Here is a 21,822-nt window from a genome sequence, read left to right on the forward strand (position 1 = left end):
GCGACGCGCGCATCTGGCGAACGCCCATTCAGTCGATTCTGGCTTCATAAGTTTGAGAGTTATGTCGTGAGGATTATTGAAAGCACAGTCGCGACGCCAACGGCTTTTCAGCGATGACTATGCATGGCTCTTTTCTGTCGAAGAGCGGGGAAGTCTATGGAGGGACGAAGACGGAACGATTACAGCAAGCGCTGGAATTCCGACGTTTTTGTCAACGTTTTTGGGCGAGCAGATTGAATTTGTAATAATGGCTTCTCGCCGCCATCGCGACCACGCGCGATCTCCTATGCGACGCCATCGCACAGGAAAACTTTCGTAAAAAAGAGAATAGAAATAAAACTGCGGTCAACGCAGCAAAAATATCAATCCCGCGTTTCCAGGACCTTGTTGATACGCAGCGCCAATAGCGTGCACACCGTGCCGGACAGCAGATAAATGCTGACAGCCACCAGGCCGAAACGTACCGACAAGCCTAACGCCACCAAGGGTGCGAATGCCGCGCCGACCAACCAGGCCATGTCTGTCGTCAGTGCGGCGCCCGTATAGCGATAACGCCGTGAGAAATTGGACGTCACGGTGCCAGAAGCTTGACCGTAAGACAGACCCAACAACACAAAGCCAATCAGAATGAAAGCGTTTTGTGCGGTTGGACTGCCGCCCAGCAGCCAGGGCGTAAACAAGGCGTAGACGCCGATTAATAGCGCCAACGCACCCAAGGTCGTCCGGCGCCCGATACGATCGGCCAACATGCCCGAGGCAATAATGCCCAGAATGCAAAGCACGGCCCCGATGATCTGCACGATCAAGACTTGGGGAATCTCCTGCGAGGCACGAATCGCGATCCATGACAGCGGAAACACCGTCACTAGATGGAACAGGGCATAGCTGGCCAACGCGGCAAAGGCGCCAATGAACAGGTTATAGCCTTGCTCACGCACCATCTCGCTGACCCTGATGGGCTCGAGCTCGCCTTCTTCGAGGAGTTGCGTGTATTCCTCGGTGACGACCAGGCGCAAGCGCGCAAAGAGCGCCACCACGTTGATGGCAAACGCGACAAAGAAGGGATAACGCCAGCCCCAAGACAGGAAATCGGCTTCGGTGAGGGTCACGTGCAGAAATAGAAACAGTGCACTGGCGACCATAAAGCCAACGGGTGCCCCCAACTGCCCCAGCATCGAATACCAACCGCGACGATTAGACGGTGCGTTGAGCGCCAACAACGACGGGAGCCCATCCCACGATCCGCCAAACGCCAGCCCCTGCATGCACCGAAATATCGACAGCAACACGATGGCATAGGCACCAATAACATCGTAACTGGGCAGGAATGCCATCCCCACCGTGGCCGTTCCCAGCAGGAACAACGCCACCGTCAATTTTGTGGCGCGCCCCCAATGGCGCTGCACAGCCATCGACAACGCCGTGCCGATGGGCCGCATGATGAAGGCAAACGAAAAAATCACGAATGACCAGAGCGTGCCTTCAAGCGGCGCCTCGAAGGGAAAAAAGACCCTGGGGAAAACCAATACGCAGGCGATACCGAATACAAAGAAATCGAAATACTCGGAGGCGCGCCCTACCACCACGCCGACGGCGATTTCGCCGGGAGCCACCTTGGCACGGCTACCGTGTCCGCCTGACAGGCCCGCCCCTGGTACGGGGGCAGTATGGCCAGGATATTGCGTAGTGCTCGACATGGGTTAGCTCGCAAGTGGAGGTTCTGGATACACCTTGTCTACGATCTTGCAACATACGGGTAGAAGGGTACGCGCATGTCAAGGAATGCCGCAAGCATCTTGGCATCAATCTGTGCACAAAACGTCGCTTTATGCAGATTTATACACGCGTAATGGTAGATTTTTCTTAACTTCCGAGGTAGTGTTGCATTTACTTCCCACGGTTACGTTTCGGGGTTTGGCTATGCCGTCTTTCCCAAGGTTCCGCGGATTGATCCTACTTGCCCTTTTGCCATTGCTGGCAGGGTGCAACGCAGTTCTGCTATCGCCGTCCGGCGATATCGCCCTGCAGCAACGCGATCTGGTCATCATCTCGACCGGGCTGATGCTATTGATCATCGTACCGGTCATCCTGCTGACATTTCTGTTCGCCTGGCGCTACCGGGAAAGCAACGAAACGGCTAACTACGACCCCGATTGGCATCATTCGACCGTGCTCGAGCTACTGATCTGGGCCGCCCCGCTGCTCATCATCATTGCGCTGGGCGCATTGACCTGGGTCAGTACCCACAAACTAGACCCCTATCGCCCGCTGACCAGGTTATCCGAGGGACGCGAGGTTCCCCCCAACACCAAGCCGCTCGTCATAGAAGTCGTCGCGCTGGACTGGAAGTGGCTGTTCCTCTATCCCGAGCAAGGCATCGCCAGCGTCAACGAAATGGCTGCTCCCGTTGATCGTCCGATTCAGTTCAAGATCACCTCGTCGGCCGTCATGAACTCCTTTTTTATTCCGGCCCTGGCTGGCCAGATTTACGCCATGCCGGGCATGCAAACTACTCTGCATGCCGTCATTAATCACCCCGGCGAATACGAGGGCCTGTCGGCCAATTACAGCGGATCGGGCTTCTCCGGCATGCGTTTCACGTTCCACGGCGTGGATCAGGCGGGTTTCGACAAGTGGGTCGCTGATGCGCGTGCCTCTAGCGATACGCTGAGTCGCGCCGCATACCTGCAACTAGAGCAACCCAGTGAACGCAATCCGGTGCAGCGCTATAACAGCGTGGCGCCGGACTTGTTCAGCGCCATCGTCAACCGCTGCGTGGAACCTAACCGTATGTGCATCAAGGACGTTATGGCCATTGATGCTCAGGGCGGTCTGGGTATCCCTGGCGCGTACAACGTGACGAGCCTGAGCCCTGCCGTACGCGAGCGCCTTGGCCTGACGCAAACGCCCCCGCGCCAGTATGTAGGCTCCATGTGCACGTCGACGGCGGAATTACTGCTCTGACAGGCGCGCACTTATGATCGTTACCCTGAGACCGAGATGACCGATCAATTCGACCTGACCAAGCTGATATTCGGTCGCCTGACCCTGGACTCTATTCCATATCATGAGCCCATTCTGGTCGTCACCTTTATCGTCGTCGCCATCGGTGCGATGCTCGTGCTGGGCGGCATTACCTACTTTGGCAAATGGGGTTACCTCTGGCGCGAATGGTTCACCAGTATCGATCACAAGAAGATCGGGGTCATGTATGTGATTCTGGGCATCATCATGCTGCTGCGCGGCTTCTCGGATGCCATCATGATGCGATCGCAGCAGGCGATCGCTTTCGGAGAATCCACCGGGTATTTGCCACCGCATCACTATGATCAGATATTCACCGCGCATGGTGTGATCATGATTTTCTTTGTGGCCATGCCATTGGTCACGGGATTGATGAACTACATCGTGCCCTTGCAGATCGGTGCGCGCGATGTGGCGTTTCCCTTTCTCAACAACTTCAGCTTCTGGATGACCGTCAGTGGCGTCATACTGGTCATGCTGTCACTGTTTGTCGGTGAATTTGCGAAGACAGGCTGGCTGGCGTATCCGCCCTTGTCAGGGATCGCGCACAGTCCGGATGTGGGGGTGGATTACTACCTGTGGGCGTTGCAGATAGCAGGGGTGGGGACACTGCTATCAGGCGTGAATTTGCTGGTGACCATCATCAAGATGCGCGCGCCCGGCATGACGTTGATGCGCATGCCCATTTTCACGTGGACCTCCCTATGCACCAATGTCCTGATCGTCGCGGCCTTTCCCGTCCTCACGGCTGTGCTGGGGTTGCTGGCCATGGATCGCTACGTCGGCACCAATTTCTTCACGGCGGATTTCGGCGGCAACGCGATGATGTACGTGAATTTGATCTGGATCTGGGGACACCCCGAGGTCTACATCCTGATCCTGCCCGCGTTTGGCATTTTCTCCGAGGTCGTCGCCACGTTCTGCCGCAAGCGCCTGTTTGGCTATGCGTCCATGGTGTATGCGACGGTCGTGATCACCGTACTGTCGTATCTGGTCTGGCTACATCACTTCTTTACGATGGGTTCAGGCGCGAGCGTGAACTCATTTTTCGGGATCACGACGATGATCATATCGATCCCGACCGGCGCCAAGATATTCAATTGGCTGTTCACGATGTACCGTGGGCGTATCCATTTTGACGTCCCGATGCTGTGGACCATGGGCTTCATGGTGACCTTTGTGATTGGCGGCATGACAGGTGTGCTGCTGGCAGTGCCGCCAGCGGATTTCATTCTGCACAACAGCTTGTTCCTGATTGCGCATTTCCATAACGTCATCATCGGCGGCGTGTTGTTCGGCCTGATGGCCGGCATCACCTACTGGTTTCCCAAGGCCTTCGGCTACAAGCTCGATCCTTTCTGGGGCAAATGCTCATTCTGGTTCTGGCTGGTGGGCTTTTATTTCGCCTTTATGCCGCTGTATGCGCTGGGGCTGATGGGGGTCACGCGCCGCGTGAATCATTTCGAAGACGCATCGCTGCAAATCTGGTTCCAGGTCGCCGCGTTCGGCGCCCTGCTGATCGCGCTGGGTATCGCCAGTTTCCTGATTCAGCTGGTCGTGAGCTACCGTCGACGCGAGTCTCTGCGTGACGTCACTGGCGACCCCTGGAATGGCCGCACGCTGGAGTGGTCTACGTCATCGCCACCGCCTCCATACAACTTTGCATTCACCCCCCGCGTGCATGACCAGGACGCGTGGTGGCAAATGAAGCAACATGGTTATCAGCGGCCGCAGACCGGCTTTATCCCGATACACATGCCTAAAAACACTTGGGCGGGCATCGTATTGGCGGGCATCAGCATGGTCATGGGGTTTGCACTGATCTGGCACATGTGGCCACTGGCCGTGCTGTCTTTCGCGGCGCTGATCATCGTGGCAATTACCCATACCTTCAACTACAAGCGCGACCACTACGTGCCGGCTGAAACAGTCGTGCAAACAGAGGCTGCACGCACCCGGTTGCTGGAACAACATGTCTGATACTTTGGCCCCCCCGTTGCCTGGCAGCGCGACGCCGCCCACCGAGCCGGTGTTTTACGTTCCTGGCGAACATCATGCCAAGAACGGCACACTGCTTGGGTTCTGGCTGTACTTGATGAGCGATTGCCTGATCTTCGCTTGCTTGTTCGCCACCTATGGCGTGCTCGGCCGCAACTATGCGGCGGGCCCATCCGGCGCGGATTTGTTCGACTTGCCGCTCTTGGCGCTAAGTACATCGCTACTGCTGGTCTCCTCCATCACGTACGGCTTTGCCATGCTGGAGATGCGTCAAAAACGCACCGGCATGGTGCAGTTGTGGCTGGCCATCACCGGCGTCCTGGGCATTGGCTTCTTGTCGCTGGAGGTGTATGAATTCACGCATATGATCGCCGAGGGTGCGGGGCCGCAGCGCAGTGCTTTCCTGTCGTCGTTCTTCACCCTGGTTGGCACGCATGGCCTGCACGTGACGTTCGGGACACTCTGGCTGATAACACTGATGGTGCAGGTGCACAAGCATGGCCTGATCCCTGAAAACCGTCGGCGCCTGATGTGCCTGTCGATGTTCTGGCACTTCCTGGATCTGATCTGGATCGGCGTGTTCACCTTTGTCTATCTGATGGGAGTGCTGCCATGACGACGCAAACCGATCATCTGTCGAACCTGGAGCTCGGATCGAATCATGGTCATGACGGCCACGGAGACGACGAGGCTGGCCACGGGACACTCAAGAGCTACCTCACCGGATTTGTACTAGCGGCCATTCTGACCGTCATCCCGTTCTGGCTGGTCATGGACAAGGTATTCGACTCCTCTCGCACCACGGCGCTGGTGCTGCTGGCCTTTGCGGCCGTACAGATAGTGGTGCATATCGTCTACTTTCTGCACCTGGATACCAAGTCCGAAAGCGGCTGGAATATGCTGGCGTTCATCTTTGCGCTGGTGCTCGTTGTCATCACGCTGAGCGGATCCCTCTGGATCATGTATCACTTGGATTCGAATATGATGCCCATGTCCGTTCACGACATGCGAAATATGCCCTGATGACCGCAGTAAAAGCAGAACCCGATTCCCCCTCTTCCCGTCCGCGCAGCACCTTGTCCCTGGTAGTTATGGGGGTGATTGCGCTCGCCATTTTCGTGGCGCTGTGCGCGCTCGGCACCTGGCAAGTCCATCGTCTGGCCTGGAAAGAAACCCTCATCGCGAATATCGATGCCCGCATACACTTGCCTGCCGCGCCTGCCCCACCGCGATCCGAATGGCCATCGTTGACCCGGGACAACGCCGAGTACCGCCATGTCACCGTCTCTGGCCATTATCAATATGATCGCCAGACACTGGTCCAGGCCGTGACGAACTTTGGTAGCGGCTATTGGGTCATGACGCCCCTGATGCTCGCCGACGGCAGTACGATTCTGGTGAATCGCGGCTTTGTCTTGCCCGAATGGCGCAAGAACGCAGCGGCCGAAAATCCGCCCCCGCTGGTCGCGCAGGTCACGGGATTACTACGCATGGGCGAGCCCAGCGAAGCCTTTCTGCGTAATAACGACCCCGGTGCCAATCGCTGGTATACGCGTGATCTGCAGGCCATCGCCGCGGCACGTGGCTTGACCGACGTGGCCCCTTATTTCGTTGATGCGGATGCGGCCAGCAGTGCCAACAACCGGGATCCTGTTCGTGCACCGGTCGGCGGATTAACGGTCGTGACCTTTGCCAACAGCCACCTGAGCTATGCGATTACCTGGTATGCGCTGGCGATTATGCTGCTTGTGGGCGTCTGGATCGTGGTGCGAGAGGAGCGTCGGCGACGCCAGCCGTCAGGACAAGGGCTTTAAGGCCCACGTCACGGCCAACCAAATCGCCGACAAGCCCGCTGCTGCCCAAAACACCGCATGTGTGCCCGCCTGGGCGGCGAGCCAGCCGCCGAGCGCGCCTCCACAAAATAGCCCCGCGGCCTGCGCCGTGTTGTAGAACCCGAGCGCCAGTCCCTTGTACTGGGCGGGCGCGACTCGCGACACTAACGAGGGCTGCAGGGCCTCCAGGATATTGAAGGCCACAAAGAATGCCGTCATCGCCACCGCCAGGGTATAAAACCCCTCGCTGGCGCCGGGTAACAGCGCGCACACGACGATCAGCCCCGCCACAGCCGCCCGCAACGCCCCCCGATGCGCACGACGACGTTCGGCCACGAAAATCACAGGCACCATCAAGACGAACGACACCAGGATGATGGGCAGATAGACCTTCCATAACGCCTGCGTGGGAAGACCGCCGGCATTGGCCAATAACGCCGGCACCACCACAAACAACGCCACCTGAATACAGTGCAGCACGAACACACCGAAATTCAGGCGCAGCAAATCGGCATGGGCCAGGACTTGGCGCGGACCGACGTTGTTCATGCTGCGAGCCTCGGTACGGGGGACCACGGGCACGAACCAGCGGGCCACAGCCAGACTGGCTACGCCCAGACAGCCGATCGTCCAGAACAGCCCCGGCAAGCCCCACCAGCCCACCAATACGGGCGCCAACACCAGCGACACGGCAAATGACAGGCCGATTGATCCACCCACCATGGCCATGGCGCGCGTGCGCACGGCGTCGCGGGTCGCATCAGCCAGCCAGGCCGTGATGGCAGCGGAAATCGCCCCCGCACCCTGAATAGCCCGGCCGATGGTGATCCAGAACACGTCTTGCGCCAAAGCGCACACGACACTGCCGGCGATAAACAGCAGGAGGCCGGCCACAACGACCGGGCGACGTCCCCAGCGGTCAGACGCCAACCCTAAAGGAATCTGCATGACGGCCTGCGTCAGGCCATACATGCCCAGCGCGAGGCCGACCCGAAACGGATCATCCCCCCCGGGTAAACCACGGGCAGCAACCGCAAATACGGGCAGCAGGAGGAACAGACCCAGCATCCGGCAGGCAAATAGTCCCGCTAGCGCAACACTGGCGCGCCTTTCCGACGGAGTTAACTTCAGTTTCGGTTCGACCGGCATGCAACAGGGATGGAAAAAGCCTCGGCGCGCTATAGTACCAAGTTGCCCTTTGAAACTGCTGAAAGACCCGATGAACGCGATACGCATCCGGGGTGCTCGCACCCACAACCTCAAAAACGTCTCGCTGGACTTGCCTCGCCACAAGCTGGTGGTAGTCACGGGCCTGTCTGGCTCTGGCAAATCGTCGCTCGCCTTTGACACCTTGTATGCCGAAGGGCAACGACGCTATGTCGAGAGCCTGTCGGCCTATGCACGGCAGTTTCTGCAGCTCATGGACAAGCCTGATGTCGACCTCATCGAGGGGTTGTCCCCTGCCATTTCGATCGAACAAAAGGCGGCGGGCCACAATCCGCGCTCGACCGTGGGCACCATCACAGAGATTCATGACTACCTCCGGTTGCTGTACGCCCGGGTAGGCACTCCCTACTGCCCCGACCACGGCCAGCCACTGCAGGCACAAAGCGTCAGTCAAATGGTCGATGCCGTGCTGACCTGGCCTACTGAAACACGCCTGGCGGTGTTGGCCCCCATCGCCCGAGGGCGCAAAGGCGGTTTTGAAGACGAATGCGCCAGCCTGCAGGCCCAGGGCTATGTGCGATTGCGCGTCGACGGGCAGATGCAGGAAATCAGTGAGATGGCGCCACTGAAGAAGAACGAAAAGCACGACATCGATGTCGTGATCGACCGATTGCGCATCAAGGCGGAAAGCAAACAGCGCCTGGCGGAAAGCTTCGAGACGGCCATGCAATTGGCCGATGGGCGCACGGTCGCGCTGGACATGGATTCCGACCGCGAACAGGTATTCTCCAGCCGCTACGCCTGTCCCGTTTGCAGTCACAGTTTGCCTGAACTCGAGCCGCGCCTGTTCAGTTTCAACAACCCCATGGGCGCCTGCCCTGCTTGTGACGGCATTGGCCAAGTCGGCTTTTTCGATCCCAGACGCGTGGTGGCATTCCCCGAACTCAGTCTGGCCTCGGGCGCAATCCGTGGCTGGGATCGTCGCAATTCCTTTACCCACTCGCTGCTGACCAGTCTGGCCGCACACTACGAGTTTGATATTGAAACACCCTTCGAAGAACTACCGGAGGACGTGCGCCACAAGGTTCTATACGGATCCGGCGAGGAAGAAATCGCGTTTCTGTACCTGAACGAGAAGGGCCGCAGCACTGTCAAGCGACATGCGTTCGAAGGCATCATCCCCAACCTGGAACGCCGTTGGCGAGACACCGACTCGACCACCGTACGCGAAGAATTGGGCAAGTATCGCAATATCAAGACCTGCCCGGACTGCGGCGGATCGCGTCTGCGGGCAGAAGCCCGTCATGTGCTGATCGGCACCGAACAGCGCGAAGGCGCGCGTCGTGGCCAGGCCATCTACGAGGTCGAGGCCATGCCGCTGTCAGACTGCCTGGCATGGTTTCGAGCCCTGACGCTAACGGGCGCCAAGCAAGAGATCGCGCAACGTATCGTGCGCGAAATCGAAGCGCGCCTGAGTTTTCTGAACAACGTCGGCCTGAATTATCTGTCGCTGGACCGCAGCGCCGACACCATCTCGGGCGGCGAAGCCCAGCGTATCCGTCTGGCTAGCCAGATCGGCTCCGGCCTGACGGGGGTTATGTATGTGCTGGACGAGCCCTCGATCGGTCTGCACCAACGCGACAACGACCGCCTGATCAGCACGCTGCAGCACTTGCGCGACCTCGGTAATAGCGTGATCGTCGTCGAACACGACGAAGACATGATCCGCCTGGCGGACTGGGTCGTCGACATGGGCCCGGGCGCGGGCGAACACGGCGGGCAGGTCGTGGCACAGGGCACGCCCGAGGCCGTCCAGGCGGATCCTGCATCGTTGACCGGGCAGTATCTGAGCGGCACGCGCGCCATTGCGATCCCCGATCGACGTCCTATCAACGATGAGCAGCCCTGGCTGGTCCTCGAGGGCGCCAGCGGCAACAATCTAAAGAACGTCGACCTGCATGTCCCCGCGGGACGGCTCGTGTGCGTGACTGGAGTGTCCGGCTCGGGCAAATCCACCCTGATCAACGACACGCTGGCCGTCGCGATTGCGCGCCAATTGCATCACGCGCAAAGCGAACCCGCTCCGTATACCTCCATCACGGGACTGGAACACTTCGACAAGATCATCAGCGTCGACCAAAGCCCTATCGGTCGCACGCCGCGCAGCAATCCCGCTACCTACACGGGGCTGTTCACCCCGATTCGCGAATTGTTCGCGGGTGTCCCCGAGTCTCGCACACGTGGCTATGACCCGGGGCGATTCAGTTTTAACGTCAAGGGCGGGCGTTGCGAAGCCTGTCAGGGCGACGGCGTCGTCAAGGTCGAAATGCATTTTCTGCCAGACATGTACGTGCCCTGCGACGTCTGCCACGGCAAACGCTATAACCGCGAGACCCTCGAAATCCGCTATCGTGGCCGCAATATCAGCGAGGTCCTGGACCTGACGGTCGCGCAAGCGCTCGAGTACTTTGAGTCCGTCCCCGCGATCGCCCGCAAACTGCACACGCTGATCGATGTCGGACTGTCGTATATCCGGTTGGGGCAAAGCGCAACCACCCTGTCGGGCGGTGAAGCCCAGCGGGTTAAGTTGTCACAAGAGCTGTCACGCCGCAGTACCGGGCGCACGCTGTACATCCTGGACGAGCCGACCACCGGTCTGCATTTCCGCGACATTGAAATGCTGCTGCAGGTGCTCAATCAACTCGTCGACAGTGGCAACACCGTACTGATCATTGAGCACAATCTGGATGTAATAAAAACCGCCGACTGGCTGGTCGATATGGGCCCCGAGGGTGGCGATGGCGGCGGCTTTGTCGTCGCCACGGGCACACCCGAAGATGTTGCGGCAAACACGCAAAGCCACACTGGCCACTATCTGGGGCGCGTCCTGCAACGCGGGAAAAACTAACCCATATCGAACAACCGCCGATGCTCGCGGATAGCATAGCGATCGGTCATCCCGGCGATGTAATCCGCAATGGCGCGCGGTTGTTGCGGCTCGTCCCGGCGATGATCCGGCGGCAGTAGACGCGGGTCGGACAAAAATGCCTGGAACAGTTCGCGAACAATACGGCGCGCTTTCGAGGTCATGCGCAACACGCGATAGTGTCGATACAGATTCTCGAACAAAAAGCGCTTGAGTTCGTCGGCCTCGCGACGCACGCCGTCTGAAAATCCAGCCAGCGGCGGAGCATGACGAACCGCGATGCTGTCGACGGGGTTCGCATCGGCAATACGCGCCGACGAGGTCTCGGTCAGGTCGACAATCAACGAGTTGATCATGCGACGCACGGTCTCGGCAATGGCACGCCGCTCGGCCAACTGCGGGTAGCGTTGCACGACCTCCCGATAGTGGCGCGCAAAGAGCATCACGTCTTGCATTTGGTCCAGGGTAATCAACCCCGAGCGCAAGCCGTCGTCGATATCGTGATTGTTGTAGGCAATCTCATCAGCCAGGTTCGCCAGCTGTGCCTCAAGCGACGGCTGGGTCCGGCTCAGAAAGCGCTCGCCCACGTCGCCCAATTGACGGGCATGCACGACTGAACAATGCTTCAGAATCCCTTCGCGCGTTTCGAAACACAGGTTCAGCCCGCTGAACTCGGCGTAACGTTCTTCGAGTTCGTCCACGACGCGCAGGCTTTGCAGATTGTGTTCAAAGCCGCCAGCCTCCGGCGTGAGTTCTCGCATGCAGGCATTCAGTTCGTCTTGCCCGGCATGCCCAAACGGCGTGTGCCCCAAATCGTGCGCCAAGGCGATCGCTTCGGTCAGGTCTTCGGATAGACGCAGGCTGCGGGCGAGTGTGCGCGCAATCTGCGCGACCTCCAGGCTATGTGTCAGGCGAGTACGAAACAGGTCGCCTTCGTGGTTGACGAAAACCTGTGTCTTGTATTCCAGGCGGCGAAAAGCGGTGCAATGAATGATGCGGTCGCGATCGCGCTGGAACTCGGTGCGGTTTTGCGGTGGCGACTCAGCGTGTCGCCGACCGCGGGTTGCCTGGGGATCAGATGCGTAGCGGGCCAATTCCGTCATGATGAGCATCGTCCCTGCTTGATTACGCTACCGTACGGGCCAGTACGCGGTGGATGGCATCAAGCGGCGCGGTCTGTGTGATCGCTTCGCCTATGCGTGGCATCAACACGAATCGAATCTCGCCACCCTCGGTTTTTTTGTCGACCTGCATCAGCGCCAGCCACTGGTCGGCCCCTAGATCCGGGGCCACAATGGGGCAACCAATCGCCTGCACCAGATCACGCACGCGGGACACGTCTGCCTTGGGGAAGCCCGCGACCTCGGCGGACAACTCAGCGGCCTGCACCATGCCACAGCCCACGGCCTCGCCGTGCAGCCATTCGCCATAGCCCAGGCCGGATTCGATTGCATGGCCAAAGGTATGACCCAGGTTCAGGATAGCGCGCAGGCCGGACTCGCGCTCGTCTTTTCCCACGACTTGCGCCTTCAGCTCGCAAGAACGGCGAATGGCATAAGCCAACGCGGCCGGGTCGAGCGCGCGCAATGCCGCCGCGTTGTCTTCGCACCAGCCCCAAAAGTCCGCATCCAGAATCAATCCATATTTGACGACCTCGGCCAAACCCGCCGAGACTTCGCGCGGCGGCAGTGTATTCAGCACGTCGGTATCGATTTCGACCGCGATCGGCTGATAAAACGCGCCGACCATGTTTTTACCCAGTGGATGATTGACAGCGGTCTTGCCCCCCACCGAGGAATCCACCTGCGCCAACAACGTCGTGGGGACCTGAACGAACCGGATACCGCGCATATAGACGGCGGCCGCAAAGCCGGTCATGTCGCCGATCACACCACCCCCCAGGGCCACCAATACCGCACGGCGATCCAGACGATGCGTCAACAATGCATCAAAAATCAGGTTCAGCGTTTGCCAGTCTTTGTGAGCCTCGCCGTCGGGTAACTCGATGCGCAACACGCGGCGACCGGTGCGCGCCAGCGCTGCCTCGACGCGTTCGCCATACAGGCGAGCCACTGTAGGGTTCGTCACGACGGCGATTGTCGTGGCATCGGCAGGAATAGACTGATCCAGCACGTCCAGCCGGCCTGGACCGATATGGATAGGGTAACGCCCCCCGGGGGTGTCGACGTCAATGACGGTCATAAGGTCTTCTCGTAAGCCTGCAACAGAGGCAGCAATGATCGCACCAGATGAGACACCGGCGTCGTGCCAGTCTCGACCACCAGATCAGCCACTTCTTCGTAGAGCGGCGCGCGTTTTGTCATCAAGTCGCGCAGCGTACCGCGCGGATCGGGATTGGCGAGCAAAGGGCGGTTGCGGTCGCGGCTGGTCCGCCGAAATAACTCATCCAAGCTGGCGCGCAAATACAACACAATGCCGCGCTCGCGCAGCATCTGTCGGTTTTCAGCGGACAACACTGCGCCACCGCCAGTCGCCAACACGATGCCGCGGCGGCTCGTACAGTGATCCAATGCGGCGGCTTCGCGCTTGCGAAAGCCGGTTTCGCCTTCGATCTCGAAAATAATCGGTACCCGTACACCGCAACGCGCCTCAAGCTCGTGATCCAGATCAATAAATTCGCGTCCCAGCGCACGGGCCAAACCGCGCCCGATGGTTGTCTTTCCCGCCCCCATCATGCCCACTAAAAAAATGGGCAAATCATGCGGCAGGCTCGCGTGCGTGCCCGCCTCTGTGGCGATATCGACACTCTCTGTGGGATCCGCCGGGGCTGCGGATGCTATATTGGCATGGACGTTCATGGTGGCATTATCCCATTGCCAGCCAGTTGCCCGCTTACGACACTGAACGAATTTGTTACAGAAACTCGAAAATGGCTCTCAAGCGGATCTACAGTTACCCGTAAAATCGCCGCGATGAGCAAGTCGCAAAACTCCTCCAAAAAAACCTCCCCCCAAAAAAGCGGATCTCCCATATTGCGGTTTTTCGTGAAGATGGGCATTTTCTGTGGCGGCATGGTGCTGTGCGGCATCCTGCTGGGCGGGATGGCGCTGGCATTGGCATGGCCAAATCTGCCCGATCTGCATGCCATGACCGACTATCGGCCACGCGTACCGCTACGTGTTTACACCAGCGACCACGTACTGATCGGCGAATTCGGCGAAGAACGCCGCAACGTGCTGCGTTTCAACGAAATCCCGGATGTCATGAAATCGGCCGTGCTGGCCGCGGAAGACGATCGCTTTTATCAGCATGGCGGTATCGACTGGATGGGCGTTATCCGCGCAGGCCTGACCAATCTGGTCAATATGTCCAAATCGCAGGGTGCCAGTACCATCACCATGCAGGTGGCGCGTAACTTCTATCTGTCGTCCGAAAAAACGTATTCGCGCAAGTTTTACGAGCTGCTGCTGACGTTCAAGATCGAATCCGAGCTCACCAAGGACCAAATCCTTGAGCTCTACATGAACCAAATCTACCTGGGTCATCGGGCCTACGGTTTTGCTGCGGCGTCTCGTGCGTATTTTGGCAAGGTATTGTCCGAGGTCACGGCGGCCGAGGCAGCCATGCTCGCGGGGATTCCCAAAGCCCCGTCGCGTTTTAACCCCATCGCCAACCTGCCGCGCGCCACCATCCGACAGAACTACGTTTTGGGCCGCATGCATTCGCTGGGTTACCTGACTGACGCGGAATACCAGCAAGCCAAAGCGCAACCCATCGTGATGAAGGCCGCCCAGGGCACACCGGCGGGCGGCTATGCCATCCATGGCGAGTATGTCGCCGAACTGGCGCGCCAATTGCTTTACGGCATCTACAAAGACGAGCTTTATTCGCGCGGCATCAATATCTACACGACCGTCAGCTCAAAAGACCAGGAAACGGCCTACAACGCGGTGCGTGATGGCATCCTGCAATACACGCGCCGAGCCGTCTACCCGGGCCCCGAAGAGCAGCTCGACATGCCTGAGGGCATCGAAAAGGACGCTGAAACGCTGGACGAGTTCCTGGATGTCGCTTTCGAAAAATACCCGGACAGCGGTGATCTGCTGACTGCGGTGGTGCTGTCGGCCAGTCCGACCGAAATCAAGGTCATGCGCAGCGCCAGCGAGATCATCTCGATTACCGACAAAAAGGTCCTGAATGTCGTGGCCCGCTCGCTGAGCAGCAAAGCGGCAGAATCCAAGCGCCTCAAACGCGGATCGGTGGTGTATATCCATAAATTTGGCGATGGCTGGGAAGTCATCAACATGCCTGCCGTACAAGCCGCTTTCGTAGCCCTGGCTCCGCAGGACGGCGCGATCCGCGCCATGGTCGGCGGTTTTGATTTCTATCGGGGCAAGTTCAACCGTGTCACCCAGGCCTGGCGCCAGCCGGGGTCGAACATCAAGCCGTTCATTTACGCAGCCTCGCTAGAGCGCGGCTTGACGCCCGCCACGCAGATTTCTGATCAGCCGTTCCATCTGAGCGCTGCGAAAACCGGTTCCAAGCCGTGGACGCCCAAAAACTACGGCAATGTATACGAACCCATGCTGACCATGCGACAGGGCCTGTACAAGTCCAAGAACATGGTCTCTATTCGTATTCTGCAGGCGATCGGCCCCCAGTACGCACAAGAGTACCTGACGCGCTTTGGCTTTGATAAGGCCCGCCAACCCGCCGTGCTGCCGTTGGCGCTGGGCGCAGGCTCGGTCACTCCGCTGCAACTGGCGGGCGCCTTCGCGGTATTCGCCAATGGCGGCTACCGCATCGCCCCCTATTTGATCGAACGCGTAACGGATAGCAGCGGCAAGGTGCTTATGCAGTCCAAACCTATCATTGCTGGCGACGAAGCCGCCCGGGCGATTGACCCGCGTACGGCCTACGTCATGGACAACATGCTGCGCGGCGTCGCCACCAGCGGTACGGCTGCACGCGCGCGTGCCACGCTCAAACGCTCGGATGTGGCTGGCAAGACCGGCACGACCAACGAATCGGTCGATGCCTGGTTCTCGGGTTACACACCGACGTTGGTCGCGACCGCCTGGATGGGCTTTGACCAGCCCAAATCACTGGGTTCGCGCGAAACGGGTGGCGGCATCGCGATGCCCATCTGGCTCGAATACATGGGCGAAATGCTCAAGGGCGTGCCCGAGCAGAAAGAGCGTCCCCGTCCTGATGGGCTGATTGTCGAACGCGGCGAGTTTTATTTCTCGGAATTTCCGCCCGGCGAGTCCGTGGCGCGCCTCGGCCTGTCTGAGCCCACCCGCGTGGAGACCGATCAATTGGGCGATTTCCTGAATGATTTGGTAGGCCGCGGGAATGGAGGGAGTGGCAATGGCAACAACGACGCCATTCGTGTCTCTCCCAACCTGAACTCCGGCCAACAAACGCCTGACTGGGCACAACAGATTCCGTTCTGACCCCAGGCAAACGCCAGGGCCAAGGCAGCGGGGGCAAAACGGGTGCGGTACGCGCTACAAGCGCACCGCCACCGGCACCCCCGCTGCCTCTGAGCAGATCTGCGACAAGGCATCGGGCAACTGGGGCCCACCTCGCGTATTGTTCCATTGTGCGTCTTCGTAGCGATAATGAAACCCACCACTACGAGCAGCCACCCAGATTTCCTGCATAGCTGCCTGGCTATTCACAACAACATGGGTGCCATCTTCGAAGACCAGCGTCAGCACATTACCGCTACGACTGGTCTCGATATCGACATCCTGTGAGGCAGCCCAATCGTCCGCCTGGCTTTCGATACTGGTCAGTACTTGGTCAACCAACGCAAGGAATTCGGTTTCAGTCATAATTGAGCCTGCAAGAATTACGGAGTTTCTAGTGTCCCACATGGCACATGGCCGTATGGTCTTACGCATTGTAGCCACGCTCGCCGCAGTCAGCCTGATTGCGGCCTGTGGCTTTAAGGGTCCGCTTTATCTGCCGCCGGCGCCGGGACAACCCGACCCCAAACCGCCCGAGCCGCTTAATATCCCCCCTGTTGAACCGATTCCATGACTTCCCATTCCGCACAGCCCAGCTTGATCGGGCACCCACATTTTCACTACAAAAACGGTGTTTTGCACGCCGAAGGGGTCGCGTTAGACAGTTTGGCCAACCAGTTGGGGACGCCACTGTATGTCTATTCGCGTGCCGCGCTGGCCCAAGCCTGGCAGTCGTATCGCGACGCGATCGGCGACCGTCCGGTCCTGATCTGCTATGGCATGAAGGCCAACTCCAATCTCGCTGTCCTGAAAGAGTTCGCCCGATTGGGTTCGGGTTTCGACATCGTGTCGGGCGGAGAGCTCAAGCGCGTATTGGCCGCCGGCGGCGATCCTGCCAAGGTCGTTTTTTCGGGTGTGGGCAAACAGGCCTGGGAAATGCGCGCTGCCCTCGAGGCTGGCGTCAAATGCTTCAACGTCGAATCCGAGGCTGAACTGCATCGCTTGTCCGAGGTTGCGCAATCCATGGGGCAACGGGCTTCGGTATCGCTGCGCGTCAACCCCGACGTGGATGCGCAGACCCATCCGTATATTTCTACCGGCCTGAAAGAAAACAAGTTTGGTATTGCCATCGAATCGGCCCTTGATGCCTATCGCACGGCGGCGTCGCTACCAGGACTCGATATCGTGGGCGTGGACTGCCATATCGGCTCGCAGCTCACAGATATCAGCCCGTACTTTGATGCACTGGAAAAACTGCTGGATCTAATCCAGCAGCTAGCCACGGTCGGCATCACGGTCCAGCATCTGGATCTCGGTGGTGGTCTGGGGATCCGCTATACCGACGAAGTCCCGCCCTCGCCCAAGGCGCTGCTGGATCAAGTATTCGAACGCTTGCAAGCGCGCGGCCTGGGGCACTTGCATCTCGTGCTGGAGCCTGGCCGTTCGCTAGTGGGCAATGCCGGCGTGCTGCTGACCACGGTTCAATACCTGAAACACGCACCTGCACGCAATTTCGCGATTGTCGATGCCGCCATGAACGACCTGCTGCGTCCGGCCCTGTATGACGCGTACCATGGGGTTCAGCCGGTATCGCCCCACGACGGCGACACCACGCAATACGATATCGTCGGACCGGTTTGTGAAAGCGCTGACTGGCTCGCCCGCCAACGGCCTCTCGCCCTGCAGGCTGGCGACGTCCTCGCTCTGGAATCCGCCGGCGCCTATGCCATGGTGATGGCCAGCAACTACAACACCCGGGCCCGGGCCGCAGAAGTCATGGTCGATGGCGACCAGCACTACATCGTGCGCCAACGTGAAACCCTGGATGACCTGCTGCGTGGCGAATCCACGCTGCCCTAAAGGTCTTTTGCCCGTCGCCGGCTGATTTCAGGCGGCGGCGGGCAGACGTTGCATTCCGGCACGGTGCACGATCCGTCGGTTACAGCTCTCCGTAGGAGTGCAGCCCCGACAGGAACATGTTCACCCCTAAAAAGGCGAATCCCGTAATCAGCAACCCAACCAGCGCCCAGTACGCCGCGAAATGCCCGCGCAGGCCTTTCATCAAGCGCATGTGCAGCCACGCCGCGTAGTTCAACCAGACAATCAACGCCCAGGTTTCTTTCGGATCCCATTGCCAATAGGCTCCCCATGCGTCAGCGGCCCACAATGCGCCCAGAATGGTCGCGACCGTAAAGAACGCAAAGCCGATCGCAATGGCCCGATACATGATGTCGTCGAGCACCTCGAGCGAGGGTAGCGCCTGCGCGATGCGACGCCGTCCCAACAGAATCCCACCGACAATCACGACCCCGACGCCAAAATAAATCATCCAGGTCGCCGACAGCCCATCGGTACGAAACACCAGGGGCTCCACACACAGCAACACACCCAAGACAAACAGCGGCGCCAACTTGACCCACGACGTCGTCGTGCCATGCTGCTTGATCAAATAGGCAAAGCCCACCATCGCCGCGAGAGAAAATGTCCCGTACCCAATAAAGTTGGCCGGCACATGCAGCTTCATCCACCAGCTTTTCAACGCGGGCACAAGCGGCTGTATCTGGCCCGCGTCACGCGTAAACGCATACCACAGCAAGAATATGGTCGCAGACGAGATCACCAGCAACACGAAACCGCCCAGCGCACGCGTGGCGTATTTGCGTTCGTAATACAGGTAAAACAAGGCCGTAATCAGCGAAAACAGTACGAAGACTTCGTACAGGTTACTGACCGGAATATGGCCCAGGTCGGGGCCCATCAAATGCCCCTCGCGCCAACGCACCAACAAACCCGTCACGCCCGCAAACACCGCCCCCCAGGTCAATGCCGTCCCCAACCAGGCTGCCGTGGGGCTGAAAATGCCGATCCAGTAGCAGATCGTGGCCAGGATAAACAGTGCGCTCATCCATAGGATGGCCGATTGGGATGAAAACAGGTATTTCAGGAAGAATACCTGCTCGGCACGCGCCAAGTCCTGTTCATACAGCAGCAGCGCAAATCCCGCCGCGAGTGCACAGGCGATCATCAAGCTGCGCAGCGGGCGCCACAGCCATCCCAGCCAGGTGAGGACGAACACCGCCGCGCACAGGATGATTTTTTCGTAATAGTCCATGGCGCTGCTGTATGTCATCAGCGCATAACCCGCGCCCACGGCCAGCAACAAAAAGAACACAACGTCAGTCCAGCCCGGCTTGCCACGCTGCGCGCGCGCGTCACCGGTAGCCGATAGTGCCGGCTGCCACAAGGCATTAACTGACTGGGTAGTAGTACTGGCGGACATGAAAAACCTCAAGGCCTGTTCCGGCGCAACAACGCCTGTTTGAAGCGATCAAACTCGTGGTTGAAATCAAGTGTACGCTTCTGCGATGTCATCGCAGCATGGACGTCGCTACCCGCGCCATCGGCGGCGGGTTTGACCCAGACCCACACGCGCCGGTCACGGATATAAAACATCGAGAAAACTCCCAGCACCAACAGCAGGCAACCAATATAAACCGCGTTTTTGCCAGGGGTACGGCTGACTTGAAACACACTAGCCTGAACGTGTTTAAAGTCGCTCAGCGTCAGGAAAACCGGTGCGGGATAGATATTCAGATCCGACAACGCGGCCACGGCCAGACTCGACCATTGTACGGCGCGCTCGGCCTCGGGCCCTGTCTCGGGCAATGCCGGCAACCCTGCCCGTTCACGAGCCACCCCACGGAGTTCAGCCACAGAGGCACCGATCAGGCGAATCACCACGTCGGCCGCACGCTCCAGGTCTGCCTGAGGGGTGTTCGCCTGCAAAAAGCCCGCAATCGCCTGCAACCCCCCTGTTGCGAAGGTTTCCAGACCGCGCTCGGCAGCCCCCTGTAACGATTTTTGCTCGGCGGCCGAAGGGCTATTGCGCTCGGCAAAGCGACGCGCCGCCTCACTCCGGGCGGCCGGATCAGCCAACGCTGCCCGCAGTTGCATGAACTCGGTCAACGAGCTGTCGGCATCTGCCGGAATACGCAAGTAGCGGTAATTTTCCGACGGGTTATTACGTACCCCAGCCAAAAATACCCCTATGCCGTCCAACTCAACGGGCAGCATATAGTTCATGAACTCATGCGCCTGCCCGGCCTGGTCAAGCAAACGATACTCAACACTCGGGCCTACATTGCGCAGATGCTCGTTCTTTTTGCCCGCCGCACTTCCGGACACCGATGCAACGTGCTCGCCCAGCGTCTTGTTATCACCTTGCGGTGCACCGCTGCTCAGATCCTCGACATTGATCGGGCGCAATGCCGTGATATCCACTTGCATGTCCCGGGCGCTGCCGTCATTGCCGCGCGCCGTGATCTCGGCGGACTTGCCGACCGTGCCCGAAACGTCAAACGGCGTAGTACTCGTACCGACCAGCGGATAGCCCTTGAGGCTGACCGTACTGCCGCCATCATCGAAACTGGACTGATAAACCGTCACACCCTTGAAGCGCAAGGGCTCGTTGACCTCGATCGTGGATTCAAAGGTCTTGCCGGTATCGGGATCCGTAACCACGACATCGCTGGCAAACCGGCTGGGCATGCCCGTCGAGTAATAGTCCACGATGAATTTTTTGAGTTTCAGGGTAAAGGGCAAAGGCTGCACCAGCGCCCCGTCGCCCACCATCACCACCGCCGTACTGACCTGATCCCCTTCCGGGATCAGCACGCTCGCCCGAAAGCTGGGATTGTCCACCGAAAGCCGCCCGCTGGCAGGCACCTGCGAAATCAGCATGTTGTCCACAATCGGCTGCTTACCGGCCATCAACACCTGCAAACGCACCCCTAACTCACTGTCCAGCAATCCACCTACGCAGATGATGACCATGGCGGCGTGAGCGCAAATATAGCCCAGTCGATTGGCACTGCCTTTTTTGGCGGCCAGCATGACACCGTCGCCGTCGCGACGCTCGCGTATGGCGTAACCTTGCTGAGTGAGCAACCCTTTCACGCCGCTCACCGCGCCATCTACCGGCGCGGCATCGTGGATTTCGACCCGATGCGGAAATGCTCGCAAGCTGCTGGCCCGCACATGTTCGCGGAACGATCGCGCTTCGTGCAGCATCTTCGGTGTATTGCGGATCAAGCAGATCGACGTAGAGACGACCAGAAAACCCATGATGGCCAGAAACCACCAACTGTTATAGACGTGCCAAATCGAAAATTTGTCGAATACTTCGAACCAGAAAGGCCCAAATTGATCGATATATGCGTTCGATGAGCGATTTTGTGCCAGTACGGTACCCAGCACACTGGCCACGCAGATAAACATCAGCAAACTGACGGCAAAACGCATCGAACCGATTAATTCGAAGACATCGCGCGGCAGACTGCGCAGAGGAAAGCGAGGAGGTGAGGAGAGTCTTGAATTCATGAAAAAAAGGGGGTCGCGCGACCGGCTCCCCCCTTATGGGCAGCATCCCTGGAGTCGACCC

Annotated in this window: 17 protein-coding genes; 9 read left to right on the forward strand and 8 right to left on the reverse strand. The window is 59.1% G+C overall.

Features of this window, described 5'->3' with window-relative positions; translation table 11 throughout:
• Positions 1 to 362: 362 nt before the first annotated feature.
• On the reverse strand, positions 363 to 1,697 hold the full coding sequence (locus ACNAZS_RS16430) for an MFS transporter (RefSeq protein ID WP_415791202.1): 1,335 nt from the start codon (positions 1,695 to 1,697) through the stop codon (positions 363 to 365).
• A 223-nt stretch (positions 1,698 to 1,920) separates the two neighbouring features.
• Between ACNAZS_RS16430 and cyoA the strand changes: the two genes are divergently transcribed.
• The 5 genes from cyoA to ACNAZS_RS16455 are packed head-to-tail and all read left to right on the forward strand — an operon-like array spanning position 1,921 to position 6,836.
• A complete protein-coding gene (gene cyoA / locus ACNAZS_RS16435; RefSeq protein ID WP_415791204.1) occupies positions 1,921 to 2,964 on the forward strand; it encodes a ubiquinol oxidase subunit II in 1,044 nt (347 codons plus the stop codon).
• 36 nt (positions 2,965 to 3,000) lie between these two features.
• Positions 3,001 to 5,004, forward strand: a complete 2,004-nt coding sequence (gene cyoB, locus ACNAZS_RS16440) for a cytochrome o ubiquinol oxidase subunit I (RefSeq protein WP_415791206.1) — start codon at positions 3,001 to 3,003, stop codon at positions 5,002 to 5,004.
• Positions 4,997 to 5,638: a cytochrome o ubiquinol oxidase subunit III gene (gene cyoC, locus ACNAZS_RS16445; protein WP_415791208.1), complete on the forward strand. Its 642-nt coding sequence runs from the start codon at positions 4,997 to 4,999 to the stop codon at positions 5,636 to 5,638. Before cyoB ends, cyoC begins: the two co-directional genes overlap by 8 nt.
• Entirely contained in the window at positions 5,635 to 6,045 is a 411-nt protein-coding gene (cyoD, locus tag ACNAZS_RS16450; RefSeq protein ID WP_415791210.1) for a cytochrome o ubiquinol oxidase subunit IV, read from the forward strand. The genes cyoC and cyoD overlap by 4 nt, the downstream gene beginning before the upstream one ends.
• Complete coding sequence (locus tag ACNAZS_RS16455) at positions 6,045 to 6,836, forward strand: SURF1 family protein (RefSeq protein ID WP_415791212.1); 792 nt, start codon at positions 6,045 to 6,047, stop codon at positions 6,834 to 6,836. The genes cyoD and ACNAZS_RS16455 overlap by 1 nt, the downstream gene beginning before the upstream one ends.
• Here the strand turns inward: ACNAZS_RS16455 and ACNAZS_RS16460 are convergent.
• On the reverse strand, positions 6,819 to 8,003 hold the full coding sequence (locus ACNAZS_RS16460) for an MFS transporter (RefSeq protein WP_415791214.1): 1,185 nt from the start codon (positions 8,001 to 8,003) through the stop codon (positions 6,819 to 6,821). The genes ACNAZS_RS16455 and ACNAZS_RS16460 overlap by 18 nt on opposite strands.
• 70 nt (positions 8,004 to 8,073) lie before the next feature.
• On the opposite strand from ACNAZS_RS16460, the gene uvrA reads away from it, so the two are divergent.
• On the forward strand, positions 8,074 to 10,929 hold the full coding sequence (uvrA, locus tag ACNAZS_RS16465) for an excinuclease ABC subunit UvrA (RefSeq protein WP_415791216.1): 2,856 nt from the start codon (positions 8,074 to 8,076) through the stop codon (positions 10,927 to 10,929).
• Here uvrA and ACNAZS_RS16470 read toward each other — a convergent pair.
• The 3 genes from ACNAZS_RS16470 to ACNAZS_RS16480 are packed head-to-tail and all read right to left on the reverse strand — an operon-like array spanning position 10,926 to position 13,766.
• Positions 10,926 to 12,050 carry a deoxyguanosinetriphosphate triphosphohydrolase gene (locus tag ACNAZS_RS16470; RefSeq protein WP_415791218.1) on the reverse strand — a complete coding sequence of 375 codons (1,125 nt, stop codon included), beginning with the start codon at positions 12,048 to 12,050 and terminating at the stop codon, positions 10,926 to 10,928. The genes uvrA and ACNAZS_RS16470 overlap by 4 nt on opposite strands.
• Before the next feature lie 22 nt (positions 12,051 to 12,072).
• Positions 12,073 to 13,149: a 3-dehydroquinate synthase gene (aroB, locus tag ACNAZS_RS16475; protein ID WP_415791220.1), complete on the reverse strand. Its 1,077-nt coding sequence runs from the start codon at positions 13,147 to 13,149 to the stop codon at positions 12,073 to 12,075.
• The gene (locus ACNAZS_RS16480; RefSeq protein ID WP_415791222.1) at positions 13,146 to 13,766 is read right to left on the reverse strand and encodes a shikimate kinase; all 621 of its coding nucleotides are present in this window, start codon (positions 13,764 to 13,766) and stop codon (positions 13,146 to 13,148) included. Before ACNAZS_RS16480 ends, aroB begins: the two co-directional genes overlap by 4 nt.
• 114 nt (positions 13,767 to 13,880) lie before the next feature.
• Here ACNAZS_RS16480 and ACNAZS_RS16485 point away from each other — a divergent pair, with 114 nt between their 5' ends.
• A complete protein-coding gene (locus tag ACNAZS_RS16485) occupies positions 13,881 to 16,364 on the forward strand; it encodes a penicillin-binding protein 1A (protein ID WP_415791224.1) in 2,484 nt (827 codons plus the stop codon).
• A 54-nt stretch (positions 16,365 to 16,418) separates the two neighbouring features.
• On the opposite strand, the gene cyaY is transcribed toward ACNAZS_RS16485, so the two are convergent.
• Complete coding sequence (gene cyaY, locus ACNAZS_RS16490) at positions 16,419 to 16,748, reverse strand: iron donor protein CyaY (RefSeq protein ID WP_415791226.1); 330 nt, start codon at positions 16,746 to 16,748, stop codon at positions 16,419 to 16,421.
• A gap of 55 nt (positions 16,749 to 16,803) precedes the next feature.
• Between cyaY and lptM the strand changes: the two genes are divergently transcribed.
• On the forward strand, positions 16,804 to 16,956 hold the full coding sequence (lptM, locus tag ACNAZS_RS16495; RefSeq protein ID WP_415791460.1) for an LPS translocon maturation chaperone LptM: 153 nt from the start codon (positions 16,804 to 16,806) through the stop codon (positions 16,954 to 16,956).
• A complete protein-coding gene (lysA, locus tag ACNAZS_RS16500; RefSeq protein WP_415791228.1) occupies positions 16,953 to 18,242 on the forward strand; it encodes a diaminopimelate decarboxylase in 1,290 nt (429 codons plus the stop codon). Before lptM ends, lysA begins: the two co-directional genes overlap by 4 nt.
• A 79-nt stretch (positions 18,243 to 18,321) precedes the next feature.
• On the opposite strand, the gene ccsB is transcribed toward lysA, so the two are convergent.
• Both ccsB and ACNAZS_RS16510 read right to left on the reverse strand, forming a co-directional pair.
• Complete coding sequence (gene ccsB, locus ACNAZS_RS16505; RefSeq protein WP_415791230.1) at positions 18,322 to 19,662, reverse strand: c-type cytochrome biogenesis protein CcsB; 1,341 nt, start codon at positions 19,660 to 19,662, stop codon at positions 18,322 to 18,324.
• Between the two features lie 8 nt (positions 19,663 to 19,670).
• Positions 19,671 to 21,683 (reverse strand): cytochrome c biogenesis protein ResB, encoded by a 2,013-nt coding sequence (locus ACNAZS_RS16510; RefSeq protein WP_415791462.1) that lies wholly within the window; start codon positions 21,681 to 21,683, stop codon positions 19,671 to 19,673.
• Positions 21,684 to 21,822: the final 139 nt, after the last annotated feature.

Source organism: Bordetella tumulicola, from assembly GCF_965138755.1.
Taxonomy (GTDB): domain Bacteria; phylum Pseudomonadota; class Gammaproteobacteria; order Burkholderiales; family Burkholderiaceae_B; genus Bordetella_A; species Bordetella_A tumulicola.